The organism is Variovorax sp. FW305-3-2-15-B-LB1, from assembly GCF_058787635.1.
Genome location: NZ_JBYSZY010000038.1, coordinates 38,297 through 59,031 on the forward strand (window position 1 = coordinate 38,297; position 20,735 = coordinate 59,031).

At 69.9% G+C, this 20,735-nt stretch carries 17 protein-coding genes; 8 read left to right on the forward strand and 9 right to left on the reverse strand.

The window, feature by feature from the left end; all coding sequences use genetic code 11:
• Window positions 1-16: 16 nt before the first annotated feature.
• Entirely contained in the window at window positions 17-1,396 is a 1,380-nt protein-coding gene (gene purB, locus AC3WQR_RS21585) for an adenylosuccinate lyase (protein ID WP_492743514.1), read from the reverse strand.
• Between the two features lie 119 nt (window positions 1,397-1,515).
• Between purB and AC3WQR_RS21590 the strand changes: the two genes are divergently transcribed.
• Window positions 1,516-2,127 carry a glutathione S-transferase N-terminal domain-containing protein gene (locus AC3WQR_RS21590; RefSeq protein WP_159279173.1) on the forward strand — a complete coding sequence of 204 codons (612 nt, stop codon included), beginning with the start codon at window positions 1,516-1,518 and terminating at the stop codon, window positions 2,125-2,127.
• A gap of 329 nt (window positions 2,128-2,456) precedes the next feature.
• Here AC3WQR_RS21590 and AC3WQR_RS21595 read toward each other — a convergent pair whose 3' ends face one another.
• Complete coding sequence (locus AC3WQR_RS21595; RefSeq protein WP_492743516.1) at window positions 2,457-3,086, reverse strand: glutathione peroxidase; 630 nt, start codon at window positions 3,084-3,086, stop codon at window positions 2,457-2,459.
• A 128-nt stretch (window positions 3,087-3,214) separates the two neighbouring features.
• On the opposite strand from AC3WQR_RS21595, the gene AC3WQR_RS21600 reads away from it, so the two are divergent.
• The 3 genes from AC3WQR_RS21600 (at window position 3,215) to AC3WQR_RS21610 (ending at window position 5,634) form a co-directional block, all read left to right on the forward strand.
• Entirely contained in the window at window positions 3,215-4,072 is an 858-nt protein-coding gene (locus tag AC3WQR_RS21600; RefSeq protein WP_062475258.1) for a ferritin family protein, read from the forward strand.
• Window positions 4,073-4,171: 99 nt separating this feature from the next.
• On the forward strand, window positions 4,172-5,062 hold the full coding sequence (locus tag AC3WQR_RS21605; protein WP_139705064.1) for an RNA polymerase sigma-70 factor: 891 nt from the start codon (window positions 4,172-4,174) through the stop codon (window positions 5,060-5,062).
• Window positions 5,063-5,166: 104 nt separating this feature from the next.
• The gene (locus tag AC3WQR_RS21610) at window positions 5,167-5,634 is read left to right on the forward strand and encodes a carboxymuconolactone decarboxylase family protein (protein WP_492743518.1); all 468 of its coding nucleotides are present in this window, start codon (window positions 5,167-5,169) and stop codon (window positions 5,632-5,634) included.
• A 3-nt stretch (window positions 5,635-5,637) separates the two neighbouring features.
• Here the strand turns inward: AC3WQR_RS21610 and AC3WQR_RS21615 are convergent, their stop codons facing one another.
• Together AC3WQR_RS21615 and glnE are read right to left on the reverse strand one after the other, a co-directional pair.
• The gene (locus AC3WQR_RS21615) at window positions 5,638-6,753 is read right to left on the reverse strand and encodes a septal ring lytic transglycosylase RlpA family protein (RefSeq protein WP_492743520.1); all 1,116 of its coding nucleotides are present in this window, start codon (window positions 6,751-6,753) and stop codon (window positions 5,638-5,640) included.
• Entirely contained in the window at window positions 6,746-9,541 is a 2,796-nt protein-coding gene (gene glnE, locus AC3WQR_RS21620) for a bifunctional [glutamate--ammonia ligase]-adenylyl-L-tyrosine phosphorylase/[glutamate--ammonia-ligase] adenylyltransferase (protein WP_492743522.1), read from the reverse strand. The genes AC3WQR_RS21615 and glnE overlap by 8 nt, the downstream gene beginning before the upstream one ends.
• A 25-nt stretch (window positions 9,542-9,566) precedes the next feature.
• Here glnE and AC3WQR_RS21625 point away from each other — a divergent pair, with 25 nt between their 5' ends.
• The 4 genes from AC3WQR_RS21625 to AC3WQR_RS21640 are packed head-to-tail and all read left to right on the forward strand — an operon-like array spanning window position 9,567 to window position 17,299.
• A complete protein-coding gene (locus AC3WQR_RS21625; RefSeq protein ID WP_492743524.1) occupies window positions 9,567-13,730 on the forward strand; it encodes a YhdP family protein in 4,164 nt (1,387 codons plus the stop codon).
• Window positions 13,727-14,545 (forward strand): carbon-nitrogen hydrolase family protein, encoded by an 819-nt coding sequence (locus tag AC3WQR_RS21630; protein WP_070063267.1) that lies wholly within the window; start codon window positions 13,727-13,729, stop codon window positions 14,543-14,545. Before AC3WQR_RS21625 ends, AC3WQR_RS21630 begins: the two co-directional genes overlap by 4 nt.
• A gap of 2 nt (window positions 14,546-14,547) precedes the next feature.
• The gene (locus tag AC3WQR_RS21635) at window positions 14,548-16,623 is read left to right on the forward strand and encodes a sensor histidine kinase (protein WP_159279178.1); all 2,076 of its coding nucleotides are present in this window, start codon (window positions 14,548-14,550) and stop codon (window positions 16,621-16,623) included.
• Window positions 16,624-16,672: 49 nt separating this feature from the next.
• Window positions 16,673-17,299, forward strand: a complete 627-nt coding sequence (locus tag AC3WQR_RS21640) for a response regulator transcription factor (protein ID WP_062480799.1) — start codon at window positions 16,673-16,675, stop codon at window positions 17,297-17,299.
• A 20-nt stretch (window positions 17,300-17,319) separates the two neighbouring features.
• Here the strand turns inward: AC3WQR_RS21640 and AC3WQR_RS21645 are convergent, their stop codons facing one another.
• From AC3WQR_RS21645 to AC3WQR_RS21665, 5 genes are all read right to left on the reverse strand, one after another.
• Window positions 17,320-17,799 carry a 2,4'-dihydroxyacetophenone dioxygenase family protein gene (locus tag AC3WQR_RS21645; protein ID WP_062480797.1) on the reverse strand — a complete coding sequence of 160 codons (480 nt, stop codon included), beginning with the start codon at window positions 17,797-17,799 and terminating at the stop codon, window positions 17,320-17,322.
• A 137-nt stretch (window positions 17,800-17,936) separates the two neighbouring features.
• A complete protein-coding gene (locus tag AC3WQR_RS21650) occupies window positions 17,937-18,863 on the reverse strand; it encodes a helix-turn-helix domain-containing protein (protein ID WP_492743527.1) in 927 nt (308 codons plus the stop codon).
• A 136-nt stretch (window positions 18,864-18,999) separates the two neighbouring features.
• Window positions 19,000-19,557 (reverse strand): OmpA family protein, encoded by a 558-nt coding sequence (locus AC3WQR_RS21655; RefSeq protein ID WP_062480792.1) that lies wholly within the window; start codon window positions 19,555-19,557, stop codon window positions 19,000-19,002.
• An 85-nt stretch (window positions 19,558-19,642) separates the two neighbouring features.
• Window positions 19,643-20,302 (reverse strand): YiaD family glycine zipper/OmpA-like lipoprotein, encoded by a 660-nt coding sequence (locus AC3WQR_RS21660; protein WP_056575284.1) that lies wholly within the window; start codon window positions 20,300-20,302, stop codon window positions 19,643-19,645.
• 197 nt (window positions 20,303-20,499) lie between these two features.
• Window positions 20,500-20,735 (reverse strand): hypothetical protein (locus tag AC3WQR_RS21665; protein ID WP_492743533.1); only part of this gene is annotated, 236 nt, incomplete at its 5' end.

A 20,735-nucleotide genomic window follows, 5' to 3' on the forward strand; every position in this document is an offset into this window, starting at 1 on the left:
CGTCGCGGGGGGAAGCCTAAATTCTACGGGCCAGCTCGGCCGCCTTGCCGGTGTAGCTGGCGGGCGTCATGGCCAGGAGGCGGGCTTTTTCCTCTTCAGGAATGGCCAGCGAGCGGATCAGCCCGTGCAGCGCCTCGGCCGTCACGGTCTTGCCGCGCGTGACTTCCTTGAGCTGCTCGTAGGCGCCCTGCACGCCGAAGCGGCGCATCACGGTCTGGATCGGCTCGGCCAGCACTTCCCACGAGGCCTCGAGGTCGTCGGCCAGCGCTTCCTGGTTGATCTCGAGCTTGCCCAGGCCGGTGGCCAGGCTCGCGTAGGCCAGCGTGGCGTAGCCGAAGCCCACGCCGATGTTGCGCAGCACCGTGCTGTCGGTCAGGTCGCGCTGCCAGCGGCTGATGGGCAGCTTTTCGCTCAGGTGGCGCAGCACCGCGTTGGCCAGGCCCAGGTTGCCCTCGGCGTTCTCGAAGTCGATCGGGTTGACCTTGTGCGGCATGGTCGACGAGCCGATCTCGCCCTTCTTCAGGCGCTGCTTGAAGTAGCCCAGGCTCACGTAGCCCCAGATGTCGCGCGAGAAGTCGACCAGGATCGTGTTGACGCGCGCCACGGCGTCGAACAGCTCGGCCATGTAGTCGTGCGGCTCGATCTGGATGCTGTACGGCTGGAAGCTCAGGCCCAGGCCCAGCGGCGCGGGCGTCTCGACGACCTTGCGGCTGAAGGCTTCCCAGTCGAACTCGGGCCAGGCGGCCAGGTGGGCGTTGTAGTTGCCGACCGCGCCATTCATCTTGCCGAGCAGTTGCACGGCGGCGATTTGCGCGCGGGCCTTGGTCAGGCGCACCGCCACGTTGGCGATTTCCTTGCCCACGGTGGTCGGGCTGGCGGTCTGGCCGTGCGTGCGCGAGAGCATCGACACGTCGGCGAACTGGTGCGCCATCTCGCGCAGCTTGGCGATCAGGCCGTCGATGGCCGGCAGCACCACGGTGTCGCGCGCGGCCTGGATCTGCAGGGCGTGGCTGGTGTTGTTGATGTCTTCGCTGGTGCAGGCGAAATGCACGAACTCGGCGGCGGCCAGCAGCTCCGGCCGGGCTTCGAACTTCGACTTGATCCAGTATTCGACGGCCTTCACGTCGTGGTTGGTGGTCTTCTCGATGTCCTTGATGGCCAGGGCGTCGGCTTCGGAGAAGTGCGACACCAGCCCCATCAGGTACTTGCGGGCGCCGCCCGTGAGGGGCTTGAACTCGGCAAAGCCGCAGTCGGACAGCGCAATGAACCAGGCCACCTCCACCTGCACGCGACGGTGCATATAGCCCTGTTCGCTCATCAGCGGGCGCAAGGCCGCGAGTTTGGCCGCATAGCGGCCGTCAAGGGGGGAGAGGGCGGAGACGGTGGAAAAGCTCATGCCCGAATTTTAGGCGGCCGCCGGGTGGCCGCGCCGCGGGGGAATTCGGGCGCTGTCTTTTTCCCTTCACCTAAAATGCCTGCGAACAAACGTTAACAAGCGATGGGGAGAGAGCCTTCATGAAACTGATCGGATCCGCCGCCAGCCCGTATGTGCGCAAGGTGCGCGTGGTGCTGGCCGAAAAGCGGCTCGACTACCAGTTCGTGATCGAAGACGTCTGGTCCGCAGACACCACGATCGCCCATTCGAACCCGCTGGGCAAGGTGCCGTGCCTGATCATGGAAGGCGGCGAGGCGATGTTCGACTCGCGCGTCATCGTCGAATACATCGACACCCTGTCGCCCGTGGGCAAGCTCATTCCGCAGCAAAGCCGCGAGCGCGCCGAGGTCAAGACCTGGGAAGCGCTGGCCGACGGCGTCATGGACGCCGGCGTGCTCTGGCGCCTCGAAGCCACCTGGTCCGGCCGCGCCGACGCCGAGCGCAGCGCCGCCTGGATCGAGCGCCAGCGCGCCAAGGTCCAGGCCGGCGTGGCCGCCATGGCCAAGGGCCTGGGCGACAAGCCCTTCTGCAGCGGCATCCACCTGAGCCTGTCCGACATCGCGGTCGGCTGCGCGCTGGGCTGGCTGGGGCTGCGGTTTCCCGAGATCGACTGGCGCGGCGACCACGCCAACCTGGCCAAGTTGTACGACAAGCTCATGCTGCGGCCGAGCTTCATCGACACCCAGCCCTGAAACGACAAAGCGCCCCGCGGGGCGCTTTTTTCTTGGGGCCGTTCGGGCCACCGCATGCGGGAAGGCCGAGGGGGCGCTGCGTCATCGCGGGCCCCGCTGTCGGCGGGAAGACAAAAATGCTGCGAGGCGCCCCGACACGAAGGAGGGAGGGAGGGAGGAGGAGAAGAATCGCCTCGGGATTTCAACCGGACGGCAGGCGCCCGGAAGACCTCGCAACATGAAAACCTGTGGGCCTTGGCCGCCCACGCTCAAGTATGAGCGCGGTGCCGCCGCACGGTTCCCGTTCGAGTGGTAAACGTTTGTGACTCAAAGTTCACATTGCAGGGCGGTCAGTCGCCGCTGGGGCCGAGCTGTTTCTCGATGACCTGGATGAAGCCGTTCTCGTCGGGCGCCGTCATGCTCGACCACGCCTGCACCACCTTGCCGTCGCGCCCGATCAGGTACTTGTAGAAGTTCCACTTCGGCGTCGTGCCCGAGGCCTGCGCGAGCTGCTTGAACAGCGGGTTGGCGGCGGTGCCGCGCACCGACGACTTGGCGAACATCGGGAATTTCACGCCGAAGGTGCTTTCGCAGAAATCGGCGATTTCCTTGTTGGAGCCCGATTCCTGGGAGAAATCGTTCGACGGGAAGCCCAGCACCACCAGGCCGCGGGCGCGGTACTTCATGTCCAGCGCCTCCAGCCCCTTGTACTGCGGGGTGAAGCCGCAAAAACTGGCCGTGTTAACCACCAGGACCACTTTTCCGGAGTACTGGCACAGGTTCTGGGGCTTTTCATCCTGCAGCCGCGGGAAGCTGTGCTGCAGGATCGCCGGGCACCCGGCGGCGCTGCCCACCGCGGGCGCGGCAGGGGCGGCGGGGGCCGTCTGGGCACCCGCCGACAGGGCGGCGGACAGGCCCGCCACGAGGGAAAAGGCCGTGGCGCAACGTCGCAGCATCGACGATCGGGCGGGGGTTCGCATGACGGGCTCCTGGATCGAAAAGGGGGTGTGCATCTATGGCGCAAGCGCGCGCGTAAGCACATCATCGCGCGTCTGTCACGGGCGCGCCAAACGGCCCGACTAAAATCGGCGGCCATTGAAAGACTTTGATGCTCTACCCGGAACTCTTCAGACAACTCGAATCCGTCCGCTGGGACATGGACAAGGACATCCCCTGGCAGTCGTTCGACGCTTCCTTGCTGACTGAAGAGCAGGCGCAGACCATCAAGATGAATGCCATCACTGAGTGGTCGGCGCTGCCGGCCACCGAGATGTTCCTGCGCGACAACCGGCACGATAGCGACTTTTCGGCGTTCATGTCGATCTGGTTCTTCGAAGAGCAGAAGCACTCGCTGGTGCTCATGGAGTACCTGAAGCGCTTCAGCCCGCAGCACGCGCCCACCGAGCAGGAACTGCACGAGGTGCGCTTCGACTTCGACCCCGCGCCCCCGCTCGAAACCCTCATGCTGCACTTCTGCGGCGAGATCCGCCTCAACCACTGGTACCGCCGCGCCGCCCAGTGGCACACCGAGCCGGTCATCAAGCACATCTACACCACGCTGAGCCAGGACGAAGCCCGCCACGGCGGCGCCTACCTGCGCTACATGAAGCGCGCCATGGAAAAGTTCGGCGACGAAGCCCGTGCCGCCTTCACCAAGGTCGGCGTGCTCATGGCCAGCGCGCGCCGCACCGCCCAGGCGCTGCACCCGACCAACCTGCACGTGAACAAGGCGCTGTTCCCGAACGACACCATCCAGAGCCGCATGCCCGATCCCGACTGGCTCGAGCACTGGCTGGACAAGCAGATCAAGTTCGATGCCGGCTGGGAAACCAAGGTCGGCGAGCGCATCCTGCACAACCTGAGCCTGTTGATGAACCGCAGCTTCAAGACCGTGCAGGAGCTGAACCGCTACCGCAAGGAAGTCTCGGCCACGCTGGGCCCCAAGCCCGAATACCAGGGCGCCTGAGCTGCCCCCAAGAGCTCGACGAAATCGCCCCGCACGCCGGGGCGATTTTTTTTGGGCGCGGGCTGTCACAACGCGGCGGCGTCAAACGTCTAATCGGGCATGGACGACCCGACCCTCACCTTCGACAGCCACCGCCGCCGCCTCCAGGGCATCGCCTACCGCATGCTCGGCTCCGTGGCCGAGGCCGAAGAGGTGGTGCAGGACGCCTGGCTGCGCTGGCACGAGGCCGACAAGGCCAGTTTCGACAGCGCCGAAGCCTGGCTCGTGACCGTCGTCACGCGCCTGTCGATCGACCGGCTGCGCAGCGCCAAGGTCCAGCGCGAGCACTACATCGGCCCATGGATGCCCGAGCCCACGCTCACCGGGTCGCCCGACACGCCCGAGGAAACGCTAGCGCGCGTCGACAACATCTCCGTCGCCTTCCTGGCCGTGCTCGAGCGCCTGGCGCCCGAGGCGCGCGCCGCCTTCCTCATGCGCGAGGTGTTCGACGCCGACTACGACGAGATCGCCCAGACCCTCGGCAAGAGCGAGGCCGCCTGCCGCCAGCTGGTGCACCGCGCCAAGACCCAGGTGCAGGAGGCCCGCCCGCGCTTCCAGGTCTCGCGCGAGACCCACCAGCGCCTGCTGCGCGCCTTTGCCGACGCCGCCGCGCGCGGCAGCATGCAGGACCTGAAGGCGCTGATGGCCGAAGACGTCGAACTCATCGGCGACGGCGGCGGCAAGGTGCAGACCTTCAGCAAGATCCTGCGCGGCAGCCAGCGGCTGGCGCAGCTGTACTTCTCGCTCTGGCGCCGCATGGGCGCGGGCGTGCGCATGGAGCTGGTCGAGCTCAACGGCGAGCCCGGCATGCTGCGCTTTCTGGACGGCGAACTCGAATCGGCCCAGACCTTCGAGATCGAGGGCGAACGCATCGTGCGCATCCGCGCCCAGCGCAACCCCGACAAGCTGGCGCGCATCGCGCAGCTGTTCGCGGCCAAACGGGGCGCTTGAAGAAAAAATTCGCGCGGCCTGTCACAGGGCCGATGGCTGGCGCGTCTTCAGGGTGTAGCAAGCGGATTTCGCTTGTTTCCTTCAACCACCCTGGAGTACATCCCATGAGCCAAGCCCCCGCCCTCCGTCTCGCCTGGACCAAGTTCGCCCCCAAGTCCTTCCAGGCCATGATCGCCGTCAACGGCAGCTTCGAGTCGAGCACGCTCGGCAAGGTGCTGATCGACCTCGTCTTTGCCCGCGTCTCGCAGATCAACGGCTGCGCCTACTGCCTGGACATGCACGTGCGCGACCTGCGCGTGCAGGGCGAAGACTGGCAGCGCATCAACAGCCTGGCCACCTGGCGCGAAGTGAGCCTCTTCAACGAACGTGAGCGTGCGGCACTCGACTGGGCCGAAACGCTCACGCGCCTGGCCGACCACCACGCCGATCGCGATGCCGAGTTCGAAGCCCTGAAGGCCATGTTCAGCGACCAGGAAATCGTCGAACTCTCGCTCGCCGTGGCGCAGATCAATGCGTGGAACCGCCTCGGCGTGGGCCTGCGTTCGCAGGTCGTGGCCAAGGCGATGCCCTGAACCTCAGCGCCGCTCGACCACCATCGGCGCGATGCGCAGGCTGTCGCGCAGCTGCGTGACGGCTTCGCCCGCCGCATTGCGCGACGGGAACGGCCCGGCCTGCAGGCGGTGCGTGCCGGCTTCGCTGAACACGCGCAGCTGCGGTGCCAGCGTGGGCAGGCCGCGCGCGGCCTGGCTTCTCAGGGTCTCGGCGCCGTCGCGTTCGCGGAACGCGCCGAGCTGCACCCAGAAACCGGTGGCAGCGGAAGAGGGCGTCGATGACGTGGCAGGTGCGGCGAGCGGGGTCAGCGGCGCAAGGTCGGTCACCACCATCGCCTCGCGCGGCCCGGCCGGGGCCTCGGGTTCCGACGGTGCCGCGGCGGCCATCACCGGCGTCTGCGGTGCCACGGGCATCGTCGCGGCGGGTGCTGCCGCGGCCGTCATCGCGACCGGCGCCATCCAGGCCGACGGCACGGCCACCGGCGCCGCCGCCACCCGGACGGGCGCGGGGGCCGGTGTCGGCGCAGGTGCCGCGGCATAGGCCGTGCCCGCGTCGCGGCGCCAGGCGCCGGTGCGGATGTCTTCGTTGGTGATGCGCTCGATCTCCACCGGCGCCACGCCGCGCAGCAGGTCGAGCTTCAGCGCCGCCGTGTAGCTCAGGTCGATCACGCGGCCGTCCACGAAGGGGCCGCGGTCGTTCACGCGCACGATCACCTCGCGCCCGTTGGCCGGGTTGCGCACCCGCACGTAGCTCGGCAGCGGCAGCGTCTTGTGCGCGGCCGTCATGGCGTACATGTCGTAGGGCTCGCCGCTGGCGGTCGAGGCCGCATGGAACTTGCGGCCGTACCACGAGGCGATGCCCGATTCGCGGAACGGCCGGTCGTCGGTGATCGGCACGTAGCCCCGGCCCAGCACCGTGTACGGCTTGCTGGTGCCGCCGCTGCTGCGGATCGCCTCGATGCGGGGTTCGGCGTCGGGCACGCGGTCGAGGTCGGACGGGATGTTGCTGCCGGGGCCGTCGCGGCCACTGGCGACGCCGCCGCCACTGCTGCGCGGTCCGCTGGCACAGCCGGCCAGCACGAGCGCGGCGGCCAGGGCGCAGGCCGTCAGCGCGCGGGAAGCGAGGACGCCGTCAGCCAAAGACCGCCTTCCACAGCGCCAGCATGGCGTCGCGCTCGGCGCTCAGGGCAGGCGGTGTGACCTGCGTGGGCTCTTCGTTCAGGCGCGCGGTGTGCTGCACGCGGCGCAGCTCGCGGTAAGCCTTGGCGGCGTTGCGTCCCACGCCGTCGGGCAGCAGGCCGGCTTGCTCGGCACGCAGCAGCAGCGCGATGTTGCCCAGGTTGGGAATCAGCTCGGGGTGTGCGCCCGAGGCCGACAGCACCAGGAACTGCACCGCGAACTCGGCATCGACCATGCCGCCGGGGCTGTGCTTCACGTCGAAGCGGTCGGCCTTCACGGGGCGGGCGCCGCGCAGCTTGTTGCGCATGCCGATGATCTCGGCCTTCAGCGCCTCGCGGTCGCGCGGCGCCACCAGCACGGCTTCGCGCACCTGGTCGAAGCGCGCGCCCAGCTCGGCGCCGTGGTCGGCGCTGCCCAGCACGAAGCGCGCGCGCGTCATGGCCTGGTGTTCCCAGGTCCAGGCGGTGTTGCTGCCGCGACCGAGCTGGTACTTTTCGTAGGCCTCGAAGCTGGTGGTGAGCAGGCCCGAGTTGCCGTTGGGCCGCAGTGCGGTGTCGATCTCGAACAGGTCGCCCTCGCGCGTCTTCACCGTGAGCCAGTTGATGAGCTTGCGCACGTAGGCCGCATAGACCTCGCCGGCGCGCTCGTCGTCATCGTCGTAGACGAACACGATGTCCAGGTCGCTGCCGTAGCCCAGTTCTTTGCCGCCCAGCTTGCCGTAGCCGATGATCGCGAACTGCGGCACCTCGCGGTGCCGGTTGCGCACGTGCGGCCAGCACCAGCGCGCGGTCACGCGCAGCGTGGTGTCGGCCAGCGCACTGAGGTCGTCGGCCACCTGTTCGACGGTGATGCGGCCGTCCACGTCGCGCGCCAGCGTGCGGAACACCTCGGCGTGGTGGGCGTGGCGCAGCAGGTTCAGCAAACGCTCTTCGTCGGCCTCGCCGGTGCGGGTGAGCGAGGTGTGGCGCGCTTCGAGCTCGCGCTCGAATTCCTCGGCGATGAAGCGGCCCGAAAGCATCTCGTCGCTCGCGAGCTCGTCGATCACGCCCGGGTGCTGCATGAGGTAGCGCGCCGGCCATTTCGCGGCGCCCAGCAGGCGCAGCAGGCGTTCCTGCACGGCGGGGCGTTCGACCAGCAGCGCCAGGTAGCTCTCGCGGCGCATCAGCGGCTCGATCCAGTCGGCCCAGCGCATGGCGGCATCGACGTGGCGCGGCGTCTGTCCCGCGCCCTCGCCGTCGGGCTCCTTCAGCCACTGGCCGGTGCGTTGCACCAGTTGGCGCAGGCGGCCCCGGGTTTCCTCGCGCAGGGCAAGCACGCGCGGCGTCTCGCACCAGTCGCGGATGCGCTCGGCGAACACGGGCGGCAGGTCGTCGAGCAGGTCGGCCAGGTCGGCGGGCGCGGCGGCCTTCTTGCCGTTGCACTTGCCATTGCAGGGCTTCTCGCCGCCCAGCAGCTTGTCGAACTCCTGGGCCACGAACTCGCGGTGGGTGTCGAGCTGTTCGAGGAAGGGGCAGCAGTCGGCGTAGCCCATCGACTGCGCGATCCAGCGCAGGTCGTCGTCGTTGACCGGCAGCACGTGCGTCTGCTGGTCGTCCAGGTACTGGATGCGGTGCTCCACGCGGCGCAGGAACTCGTAGGCCGCGGCCAGCGTGTCGGCCGTGTCCTGCGGCATGAGGTTGGCGCGCGCCAGCCGCTGCAGCGCGTCGAGCGTGGGGCGCGTGCGCAGCTCGGGGAACTGGCCGCCGCGCACCACCTGCAGCAGCTGCACGGTGAATTCGATTTCGCGGATGCCGCCGCGCGAGAGCTTCACGTCGTTGGCGCGCTCGGGGCGTCCGGCGCTGCGGCGCGCCGACTGCTCGCGGATCTGGCGGTGCAGGATGCGCAGCGAGTCGAACACGCTGTAGTCGAGGTAGCGGCGGAACACGAAGGGCAGCACCACGTTGCGCAGCGCCTGGGCCTGGCCGCCGAGCACCACGGCGCGCGGCGCGACCACGCGGCTCTTCATCCAGGCAAAGCGCTCCCATTCGCGGCCCTGCACCTGGAAATACTCTTCGAGCGCGTCGAGCGAGACCACGCTCGGCCCCGAGTTGCCGTTGGGCCGCAGCGCCAGGTCGACGCGGAACACGAAGCCGTGCTCGGTCACGTCGCCCACCAGCGCATAGATGCGCTTCACGGCCCGCGCGAAGTACTCCTGGTTGGACAGCTTGCCGCGCCCGTCGGCATCGCCGGCCGTGTCGCCGTCGACGTCGTACAGGTAGATGAGGTCGATGTCGCTGGACACGTTGAGCTCGCGCGCGCCGAGCTTGCCCATGCCGATCACCCACAGCTGCGAGCGCTGGCCTTCGGGGCCGAGCGGCGCGCCGTGCTGGGCGTCGAGTTCATGGCAGGCGTCCTGGCAGGCGATGTCCAGGGCCAGTTCGGCCAGCTCGGTCACGGCGGTGGTCACCACCGCGAGCGGGGCCTGCTGGTCGCAGTCGAGTGTGACCAGACGTTCCATCGTGAGCTGGCGCACGATGCGCAACGCATCGCCCACGGCCACGCCGCGTGCGCGCAGGGCGTCATAGGCGACGGTCATCGATTCGCGCCGGGGCTCGCCGGGCGGCAGCAATTCGAGCTCGGCCGCATAGCGGCGGCGCAGCCGCTGGACGAATCGGGAACTGGAAGAAAACGCGGGAGGCGTCGGATTGGATGGCAACTGATTCACACTGGTGTGGGTTGGCGCGGAACCCGGCTCAAGGCTGGCGGTCATAATTCCCGACACAGCGCGATCCTCAATGAACGACACGGCGTCTTCCCCTTCACGTCTGCTCCAAATCACCGCTGTGACAGCGCGCTGGCTATTGGGTCTGCTCTTCGCTGCGTGGCTTCTGCTGGCACTGTCAGTCGTGGTCCTGCACGCGTGGATTGTGCCGCGAATCGGCGATTTTCGCGGTGCACTCGAGGCGCAGGCTAGCAAGGCCATCGGTGTCCCGGTGCGCATCGGCGCCATCACCGCCCGTTCCGAAGGGCTATTTCCGGCCTTCGAATTGCGCGACGTGGTGCTGCAGGACGCAGACCAGCGCGAGGCCCTTCGCCTCGTGCGGGTGGTGGCGAGCGTGTCGCCGCGCTCGCTGTGGCGCCTGAATTTCGAGCAGCTCTACATCGAGGGCCCGCAGCTCGACGTGCGCCGCGACACTCAGGGAAAACTCCATGTGGCTGGATTGCACATGGAGACCGACACGACCGGAGAAACCCGCGCCGCCGACTGGTTTTTCGCGCAGCGCGAGTTCGTCATCGAAGGCGGCACCGTGCGCTGGACCGACGAGCAGCGCCGCGCCGAACCCCTGCTGCTGACCGACGTGCGCTTCGTGTCCCGCAACGGCGCGCGCCGCCACGGCCTGCGGCTGGACGCCACGCCGCCGGCCGGCTGGGGCGAACGCTTCACGCTGCGCGGCCAGTTCCGCCAGCCGCTGCTGTCGATCCGCAGCGGCCACTGGCAGACCTGGGACGGCCAGCTCTACGCCGACCTGCCCTACATCGACGTCACGCGCCTGGGCCAGTACGTCTCGCTCGACGCGCGCATCCGCGAAGGCAACGGCGCGCTGCGCCTGTGGGCCGACGTGGACGACGGGCGCATCGTCGGCGGCGCCGCCGACCTGGGGCTGAACCGCATCGACGCCTCGCTCGGCAAGGGGCTGCAGCCGCTGGTGCTGCGCGCCGTCACCGGCCGGCTGGCGGGACAGATGAACGCGGACACCTTCGAGTTCTCGACCACCGCCTTGCAGTTCGACACCGTCGACGGCCTGCGCTGGCCGGGCGGCAACCTGTGGCTACAGCACACGCCGGCCAAGGGCCGCACGCCCGAGCACGGCGCGCTGAAGGCCGACCGGCTCGACCTCGCGGCTCTGGCGCTCATCGCCGACCGCCTGCCGCTGGGCGAGGCCACGCACCGCGTGCTCGGCGCCTATGCGCCGCGCGGGCTGGTCGAGCGCATCGACATGAACTGGCAGGGCGCGCCCGACGCGATCGCGCGCTACCAGGCCAAGGGCCGGGTCAGCGGCCTGCGCGTGGCCTCGCAGCCGGCGCCTGCAGTCACCGCCCCGACCACCCCGGCACCGGCCGGCGCCCCCGCCGCGCCGCCGCGCGTGCATCCCGGCACCCCAGGCCTCAGCGGCGCCACGCTCGACTTCGACGCCAGCCACACCGGCGGCACCGCCACGCTGGCCATGGCCAAGGGCACGCTCGAGTTCCCCGGCGTGTTCGAAGACCCGGTCATTCCCATCGACCGGCTCTCGACCCAGCTGCAGTGGAAGCTCGACAACGGCGCCATGCAGGTGCAGGTGTCGAAGCTGCGCTTTGCCAACGCCGACGCCGAGGGCGAGGCCGAAGCCCACTGGCGCACCAGCGACCCGGCCACCTCGAGCAGCCGCGCGCAGCACCCCGGCGTGCTCGACCTGCAGGGCAAGCTCACGCGCGCCGACGGCACCCGCGTGTTCCGCTACCTGCCGCTCGACATTCCGCAGCACACGCGCGACTACGTGCGCGAGTCGGTCGTCAAGGGCACCGCCAGCACGGTCGATTTCCGCGTGCGCGGCGACCTGCACGACATGCCCTTCATGGACCCGAAGCAGGGCGAGTTCCGCATCGCGGCCAAGGTGTCGGACGTGCACTACGCCTACGTGCCGCCCTCGCTCGCGGCCGCCACCGCCGCGCCCGCGACCCCGGCGTCGCGCACCGGCCCGCCCGCCGCGCCGCCGCCCGTGTGGCCGGCGCTCACGGGCGTGTCGGGCGAGCTGGTGTTCGAGCGCGCAGGCATGCTGGTGCGCAATGCGCGCGGGCGCATTGCCGGCGCGCCCGGCGTCGAGGTCACGAAGGCCGAGGCGCAGATTGCCGACATGTCGCACCACGCCGCGCTGCTGCGCGTCGATGCGCAGGCCAAGGGCCCGCTGGGCGAGGTGCTGCGCGCCGGTGCGCCGCTGGCCGGCGAGGCCGGGCCCTTCCTGCAGCGCGCGCGTGCCACCGGCTCGGCCGACTACAAGCTGCGCCTCGACTTGCCACTGGAAAACGTCGACAACACCAAGGTGCAGGCCACCGTGACGCTGGCCGACAACGAGCTGCAGGTGGTGCCCGAGGCGCCGCCGTTCACGCAGGCGCGCGGCACGCTCAACTTCACCGACACCGGCTTCTCGCTGGCCGGCGTGCAGGCCCGCCTGCTGGGCGGCGAGGTGCGCGTCGAAGGCAAGGGCCGCTTCAGCGGGCCGCAGCGCGAACTGGCGCTGAAGGCGCAGGGCACGGCCAGCGCCGAAGGCCTGCGCGGCGCGCGCGAGGTCGACTGGCTCGCGCGTCTGGCCAAGCACGCCACTGGCAGCACGCCCTACGCCGCCACCTTCTCGATGCGCGACGACACGCCCGAGTTCTCGCTCACCAGCAGCCTGCAGGGGCTGGCGCTGCAGCTGCCCACGCCGCTGGTCAAGACGGCCGAAGAGCTGATGCCGCTGCGCATCGAGAAGAAGGTGCTGGCGCGCGACGCCCGCCGCGCCACGCAGGACCAGCTGACGCTCGAACTCGGCCGCGTCGGCTCGGTGCAGTACGTGCGCGAGCTGTCGGCCAACGGCCAGGCGCACGTGCTGCGCGGCGGCATCGGCATCGGGCTGGCGCCGGGCGAGACGGCGCTGCCGCCCGACCGCGGCGTGTTCGCCAACGTCAACGTCGCCAAGCTCGACATGGGCGCCTGGCAGACGCTGGTGGGCACCGCCGCGGTGGTCGGCGGCGGCGAGCGCGCCGACGATCCCGACCTGGCCTACCTGCCCACGCGCATCGCGGTGCGCGCGCAGCAGCTGGGCATCGCGGGGCGCACCCTGCACAACGTGGTGCTCGGCGGCACGCGCGAAGGCGCGCTGTGGCGCGCCAACGTCGACGCCTCCGAGCTGAGCGGCTACGCCGAGTACAGCCACAGCCAGGCCGGCCGGCTCTATGCGCGGCTCGCGCGCCTGAAGATCGCGCCGGCCGAGGCCACGCAGGTCGAGACCCTGCTCGACGAGCAACCCGGCACCCTGCCGGCGCTGGACATCGTGGTCGACGACTTCGAGCTGCTCGGCAAGCGCCTGGGCCGCGCCGAGATCGACGCCGTCAACCGCGGCGGGCGTGAATGGCTGCTCAACAAGCTCGCCTTCAGCGTGCCCGAGGCCACCTTCACCGCCAAGGGCACCTGGGCCGCGCCGGCGGGCGGCGGCGCAAGCGCCGGCCAGCGCCGCACCACGGCCATGAACTTCAAGCTCGACATCGCCGACGCCGGCGACCTGCTCACGCGCTTCGGCATGCCCGGCGTGCTGCGCCGCGGCAAGGGGCGGCTCGAGGGCGAGGTCAACTGGCGCGGCTCGCCGTTCTCGCTCGACTACCCCAGCCTGGGCGGCCAGCTGCAGGTCGACGTGGAGCAGGGCCAGTTCCTCAAGGCCGACCCGGGCCTGGCCAAGCTGCTGGGCGTGCTGAGCCTGCAGGCGCTGCCGCGCCGGCTCACGCTCGATTTCCGCGACGTGTTCAGCCAGGGCTTCGCCTTCGACTTCATCCGCGGCGACGCCAAGATCAACAAGGGCATCGCCAGCACCAACAACCTGCAGATGAAGGGCGTGAACGCCGCCGCGCTCATGGACGGCTCGGCCGACATCGTGCGCGAGACGCAGAACCTGCGCGTGGTGGTGGTGCCCGAGATCAACGCCGGCACGGCCGCGCTGGTGGCCACCGCCATCAATCCGGCCATCGGCCTGGGCACCTTCCTCGCGCAGTGGGTGCTGAGCAAGCCGCTCGCCGCGGCCGCCACGCAGGAGTTCCACGTCGAAGGCACCTGGGCCGACCCCAAGATCGCCAAGGTGCCGCGCTCGCTGCAGCTGCTGCCCGGCCTGCCGGGTGGATCGACATCCACGGGCGCCAGCGAAGGCAAGAAAACGGAGACCACGCAATGAAAGTCGCAGCCATCCAGATGGTGTCCGCCATCGCCCGCGAAGCCAACCTCGTGCGCGCCCACGCGCTGCTCGGGCAGGCGGCGCGCGACGGCGCCGAGCTCGCGGTGCTGCCCGAGTATTTCTGCATGATGGGCGCGCGCGACACCGACAAGCTCGGCCTGCGCGAAACCGCCGGCGCCGGCACGGTGCAGGGCTTCCTGGCCGACGCGGCGCGCGAGTTCGGCCTGTGGATCGTGGGCGGCACGCTGCCCATCGAGAGCGACGACGCCGACCACGTCTTCAACAGCTCGCTGGCCTTCTCGCCCGAAGGCAAGTGCGTGGCGCGCTACGACAAGATCCACCTGTTCTTCTTCGACAACGGCACCGAGCGCTACGACGAGCGGCGCGTGATCGCGCCGGGTGCCGAGCCCGTGGTGTTCGAGCTGCCCTCGCGCGACGGCCACGCCTGGCGCGTGGGCATGAGCGTGTGCTACGACCTGCGCTTTCCCGAGCTGTACCGCGCGCTGGCAGGGCAGGGCGCCGACCTGCTGCTGGTGCCCAGCGCCTTCACGCGCACGACCGGCGCCGCGCACTGGGAGGTGCTGCTGCGCGCGCGCGCCATCGAGAACCTGGCCTGGGTGGTCGCGCCCGCGCAGGGCGGCACGCACGAGAACGGCCGCCAGACCTGGGGCCAGTCGCTGGTCATCGACCCCTGGGGCACGGTGGTGGCGCAGCAGGCCGCCGAAGAGGGCGTGGTGCTGTTCGACCTCGACGCCCGGCAGGTCGAGCGCACGCGCGCCCAGCTGCCCGCGCTGTCGCACCGCGTGCTCGCCTGACGATGGCCGACGAGGCGCTCGACGTTCCTGCACCGCCGCCGCCGCAACAGCAGCCGCAGCGCCGGGGATGGGGCGTCGCCTTCGCGCGCCTGCGCTCGCTGTGGAAGCGCTGGTTTCTGTGGCTGCTGCTGGCGGTGCTGGTGTCGGCGCTGCTGGTCACCGTCGTGTGGCTGGCCGGCCGGCACGAGGTCGAGCAGGTGCAGGCCGCGCTCGAGCGCGACACCGCCGACGCCGTCGTCGACCTGCGCAGCGGCCTGCAGCGCAATGCCCAGAGCCTGCGCGCCACGCTCGCGCCGGGCATGGAGCGCACGCACTGGGCCGACCGCGCGGCGGCGCAATTGCGCGAGCACCGCGAATGGCTGCGGCTCGAATGGCGCGATGCGCAGCTGCAACCCATCGAGGCTGTGAACACGCCCTACCGCACGCGCATCCTCGAAGAAAGCAACCGCGGTCCCGCGCAGGCCGACGTGGCGCAGGCCTGCGCCACCGCGCGCAAGGCCGGCGCGCCCGCCTACTCGCCCAGCCACTACGTGCCCGTGGCCGGCGGCGGCGGCGTCGAGGTGATGGAGCTGTGCCTGCCGATGGACGCCGGCGACTACCTGGTGGCCAGCTATTCGCTGCGCGACACGCTGGTCGAGCTGGTCGGCCCCACGCTCACGCGCGGCCAGGAGGTCGCCTTCACCGAGGCCGACGGCACGCGGCTGGTGGCGCTGGGCACCTCGCGGCGCATCGGCACGCGCGTGTTCACCTCGCAGCAGCGCATCGACCTGCCGGGCGCCTCGCTCATGCTGCGCGTGGACGGCTGGCGCGCCGCGCCCGACCTGTTCCCGAACATGCTCACGGCGCTGGTCACGGCGATCTCGATCGCGCTCGTGTCGGTGCTCGTGCTGCTGGCGCGCGACACCCGCCGCCGCCTGCGCGCCGAGCGTGACCTGGCCGACGCGCTGGCCTTTCGCAAGGCGATGGAAGACTCGGTCATTACCGGCCTGCGCGCGCGCGACCTGCAGGGGCGCATCACCTACGTCAACCCGGCCTTCTGCGAGATGGTCGGCTTCACGCCCGAAGAGCTCATGGCCGACAGCGTCGAGGCGCCCTACTGGCCGACCGAGCTGGCGCACGAGTACCACCTGCGCCAGACGCGCCGCTTCGCCGGCGGCCTGCCGCCGCGCGAGGGCTTCGAGTCGGTCTTCATGCGCAAGGACGGCACGCGCTTTCCGGTGCTCATCTTCGAGGCGCCGCTGATCAACGCGCACAAGGTGCAGACCGGCTGGATGAGCGCCTTCATCGACGTGAGCGAGCAGCGCCGTGTCGAGGAACTCTCGCGCGCCAGCCAGGAGCGCCTGCAGGCCAGCGCACGCCTGGCCACCGTGGGCGAGATGGCCTCGCTGCTGAGCCACGAGCTCACCCAGCCGCTGGCCGCCATCGCCAGCTACGCCACCGGCTCGCTCAACCTGATCGGGCCCGAGGCGCGCGGCGAGCAGGCCGAGGTGGCCATGGCCGTGAAGCGCATCGCCGAGCAGGCCGACCGCGCGGGCCAGGTGATCCGCAGCGTGCACGACTTCGTGCGCCGGCGCGACCGCATGCGCGAGGCCGTGGCGCCGCAGGCGCTGATCGACGCCGTGCTGCCGCTGGTGCGGCTGCAGGCGCGCAAGCTCGACGTGACGATCGAGATCGTGTGCGAAGAGCGCCTGCCCGCCGTGGTGTGCGACCGCACGCTGGTCGAGCAGGTGCTGCTGAACCTGGCGCGCAATGCCATGCAGGCCATGGACGGCGCCGACCACGCGCCCGGCAGCCGCGTGCTGCGCCTGCGCGTGGCGCGCGCCCTGCCGGTGGGCGCCACCGTGCCGGCCGACGGCCGACGCTGGCTCGAGTTCTCCGTGGCCGACCTGGGCTGCGGCATCAGCGAGGAAGTGGCGGCGCGCCTGTTCACGCCCTTCTTCACCACGCGCCCCGACGGCATGGGCCTGGGCCTGAGCCTGTGCCGCACCGTGGTGGAGCAGCATGGCGGCGCGCTGATGTTCGAGCCCAACCGCCCCCGGGGCACCGTCTTCAGGTTTACGCTCCCGGCTGCGGGATAGCCGCCTTTTTCTTCTTCTTCGTTTTCTCTGTTCCGCTGGACCTCATGGCATGCAACCGCTGATCGATGGCTTGATCTTTATCGTGGACGACGACGCCAGCGTGCGCGAGGCGCTGGCCTGGCTGCTGCGTTCGCGCCGCCTGGCCAGCGAGCACTTCGGCAGCGCCGAGGCCTTCGAGCAGTACCTGGACGAGGCGCCGCTGCCCGACCAGCCGCGCTGCCTGCTGCTGGACGTGCGCATGCCCGGCATGAGCGGGCTGGTGCTGTTCGACCGGCTGGCCGAACGCGGCCTGCTGGCCGAGATGCCGGTGATCTTCCTGACCGGCCATGCCGACGTGCCCACCGCCGTCGAGGCGGTCAAGCGCGGGGCTTTCGACTTCTGCGAGAAGCCGTTCTCGGACAACGCGCTGGTCGACCGCATCGAGCAGGCGCTGGGCATGTCGCAGCGCGCGCTCGAGGTGCAGCGCGTGCGCCGCGGCCTGGCCGACCGCATCGCCGAGCTGACCGACCGCGAGCGCGACGTGATGCGCCTCGTGGTCGAGGGCCTGCCGAACAAGCTCATCGCCGACCAGCTCGCGATCAGCGTGCGCACGGTGGAGGTCCACCGGGCGCGCGTGTTCGAGAAGATGGAAGTGAAGTCGGCGGTGGAGCTGGCCAACCGCCTGCGCGACCTCTAGCCCGCACCGCGGGCCGGGCCTCAGCTGTGCACGTGCTGCGCCGCGCCGTCGCGCGTGGCCATCTCCAGCATGCTGCGGCCGTCGACGATGCCGACGACGTTGCCGTCCTCGCCCAACCCGGCAATGGCGCCCTCGAACACGCAGAACAGCACGCAGCCGCCGTCGGAGCGCGGCTGGTGGATGTCGCCGGCGGGCTCGTGCATGTAGTCGCCCGGGCGGCCGATGTCGTTGCGCTCGTAGTAGATGTCGCCTTCGAGCACGATCACCTCGATGGCACCCAGGTGGTGGTGCACCGGCGCCTCGGTGCCGGGATCGACCTTCAGCAGGCAGGTGAAACCGCCGCTGCGCCGGTTGATGCTCAGCAGCTTGTAGGCCACGCCGGGCATGACCCACGGCTTCCACGGATAGCGCTCGAGCTTCTGGAAATGCGGGTACGGCAGCGTGATGCGCGCGTGGGCGGCGCTGGCGGGCGGCGTGGCTTTCAGGGCGGTCAGGGTCATGGTGTCTCCGTGGGTGATGCGGCCGGGATCGGCCTGCGAAGCCAGTCTAGGAGCGGCTTCTCACGCCATGGCCTGTTGGCCCGAACGAAGCACGGGATGTCGAAAGTGGCGCGCTTTTGCGCAAGTCGCTGCGCGGTTCAGCGCATGCGGCGGTAGGTGCTTGGCGCCACGCCGACGAACGCACGAAAGCGCGTCGAGAAGTACGCGGCGCTGCCAAAGCCCATGCGCGCGGCCACGGCTTCCACGGGCAGGTCGCTGGTGCGCAGCAGTTCGGCGGCGCCTTCCAGGCGGCGGCGCAGCAGGTACTGGTAGGGCGCCATGCCGCTGGCCGCCTTGAAGCTGCGGATGAAGTGGTCCTGCGACAGGTGCACCAACGCTGCCAGGTCGGCCAGCCCCAGCGGCGTGGCCAGGTGCGCGTCGATGTGCTCGGTCACCCGGCGCAGCTGCCGCGGCGTCAGGACCGGCTGCCGGCGCGCGCCCTCCGTGCGCGGCTGTGCGCCGCGCCCCGGTGCGCAGTGGCGGCGCACGAGGTGATGGGCCAGCAGGTGCTGGCTCTGCGAGAGCAGCAGCGAATCGGGGCTCGTGGGCACGCTGCCGTACAGCTCCACCTCGCTCACCAGCATCTGGAAGAAGCCTTGCAGCCACGGGTCGCGGATCGCGAAGAAGGGGTCGATCTCCACCGCCGGCCCGAGGTTTTCCTCGGCGGCGACGCGCGCGATCAGCGCCTGCCCGATGTACAGGTGCACCACGCCGCAGCGCCCGCCGATTTCCCATTCGGTGCCGTCGCAGGGGATGAAGCTCACAGTGCCCAGCCGCGAGCGCGAGGCGACGAGCTTGCCGCGCTCGTACTTGCGCACCGCCGTGCTGCCGTTCTCGTGCAGCACCAGCACGTGATGCGCCGCGCCGTGAAAGGGCAGCCAGCATGCGTCCTGCTGCCAGCGGGCGGCGAACAGCTGGTCGCCGCCGGTCACGAGGTACTGGGGTTGCGCACCGGTGCCCGCGGCGATGATGTCCGGGGCAAAGCGGGATGCGACGCTCGATGGGGCCGGCGCGATGGCGTTCATCGGAGTTTCCTCTCGTGTCCGCCCGGCGCGCGGTGCGCGCGCCGCGTGCAGGCCGCGCGATGTTAGGGCCGGCGGTGCCGTGCCCTCATGCGGGATTTCCTGACGGTGCTGCGCGACGTGCGCGCAGCACCGGCGCTCAGATCTTCTCGGCGACGAAGATTTCGACGCGGCGGTTCTGCGCGCGGCCGGCGGCCGTGCCGTTGTCCGCCAGCGGCTCGCGCGAGCCGCGGCCGTCGGTGGTGATCACGGTGGTCGACACGCCGCGGCCCACCAGGTGGTTGCGCACGCTGTCGGCGCGGCTGACCGAGAGGCGCTCGTTGCCTTCCTCGCTGCCCGTGCTGTCGGTGTGGCCGACCACGCGCAGGCTGGCGGTGGTGGCGCTCTTCAGGCCTTCGGCGACCTTGTCCAGCACCTGCGCCAGGTTGCGCTTGACGTTGGCGCGGCCGGTGTCGAACGAGAGTTCATTCGGAATCACGACGTGAAGCTGGTTGTCGGCGGTCTGCGAGATCACCACGCCGGTGCCCTTGGTGGAGCTTTCGAGCTCGGCCTTCAGCGCGTCCAGTCGGGCGGTCCAGCTGTTGGCCGGTGCGGCCTGCTGTGCGGCCGGTGCTTCGGCCGGCGGGGTCGACGATGCGCACCCCGCGATGAACAACACAGCGGCCAGGGCCGCGCTAGACACAACAAACTTCCTCATGAATTTTCCCTCTGCTTGGACCAATGAAAACTGAAGCGGGAACCGGCCGTTCGATGCGGCGGCCGGTTTCCCGGTGGGGCTGCGATCAGCCGCGCGGTGCGCGCTCGCCCACGTAGATCTCGACGCGGCGGTTCTGTGCCCGGCCGGCGTCGCTGTTGTTGTCGGCCACCGGCTCATGCGAGCCACGGCCTTCGATGCGGAAGGCCGCGGCGCTCACGCCGCGTGCCACCAGGTAGTCGCGCGTGCTGGCGGCGCGGTCCACCGACAGCGGGTTGTTGATGGCGTCCGAGCCGGTGCTGTCGGTGTGGCCGATGATGCGCACCTCGGCGTTCGGGTTGTTGCGCAGGCCGTTGGCGAACTGGTCGAGCACGGGCGCGAAGTTCGACTTGATGTTGGAGCGGCCCACGTCGAACGACACGTCGCTCGGAATGGCGAGCTTGAGCTCGTTGTTGGCCGTCTGCGTCACGGCCACGCCGGTGCCCTGCGTGGCGGCTTCCATCTGGCGCTTCTGGTTTTCCATGCGCTGCGACCACAGGTAGCCGCCGAGTGCGCCGGCCGCCGCACCGACCACCGCACCCGTGCCGATGGCACCGCGGTTGCCGCCGGTGGCCGAGCCGATGGCGGCGCCGCCGAGCGCGCCGATGCCGGCACCGATGCCGGTGTTGCGCTGGGTGTCGGTCATTCCGCCGGCACAGCCGGACAGGACGAGGGCAGCTGCGGTGGTTGCAAGAACGAACTTTTTCATGGCGATCCCTTTCAAGGTTGAATCAAGCGGGCCACAGCTTAGCCCCCGGCGGGTACGCGATGGTACGTGCTCAAAGCCCTACGGAAAATAAGAAAACTTTCGCTATCGCCCGTGAATGCTGCGATGATTGCTACTAAAGTTGTAGCAATAGGGTGCTTGTCCGACAGTGGGCCGCGCCGTGTGGCTACACGAGCAATTCACACTTTGGGCGGCGAATCCTTGTCCTCACGCTCGGCGTCGGGGTCGTCATGCAATTCACCCTTGTTACGCCCGGAAAACATGGTCCACCAGATGATCAAGATCAGGACGAGTCCCGCGGCGAGGGCTTCAAGCAGAATCAAACCCATGAGAAATGGACTCCAGTGGCTGGTCGGGCTTGCGATCGTAGCAACGCTTGCCGGCTGTTCCCTCGGCCCCCGCGCCCCCGACACCC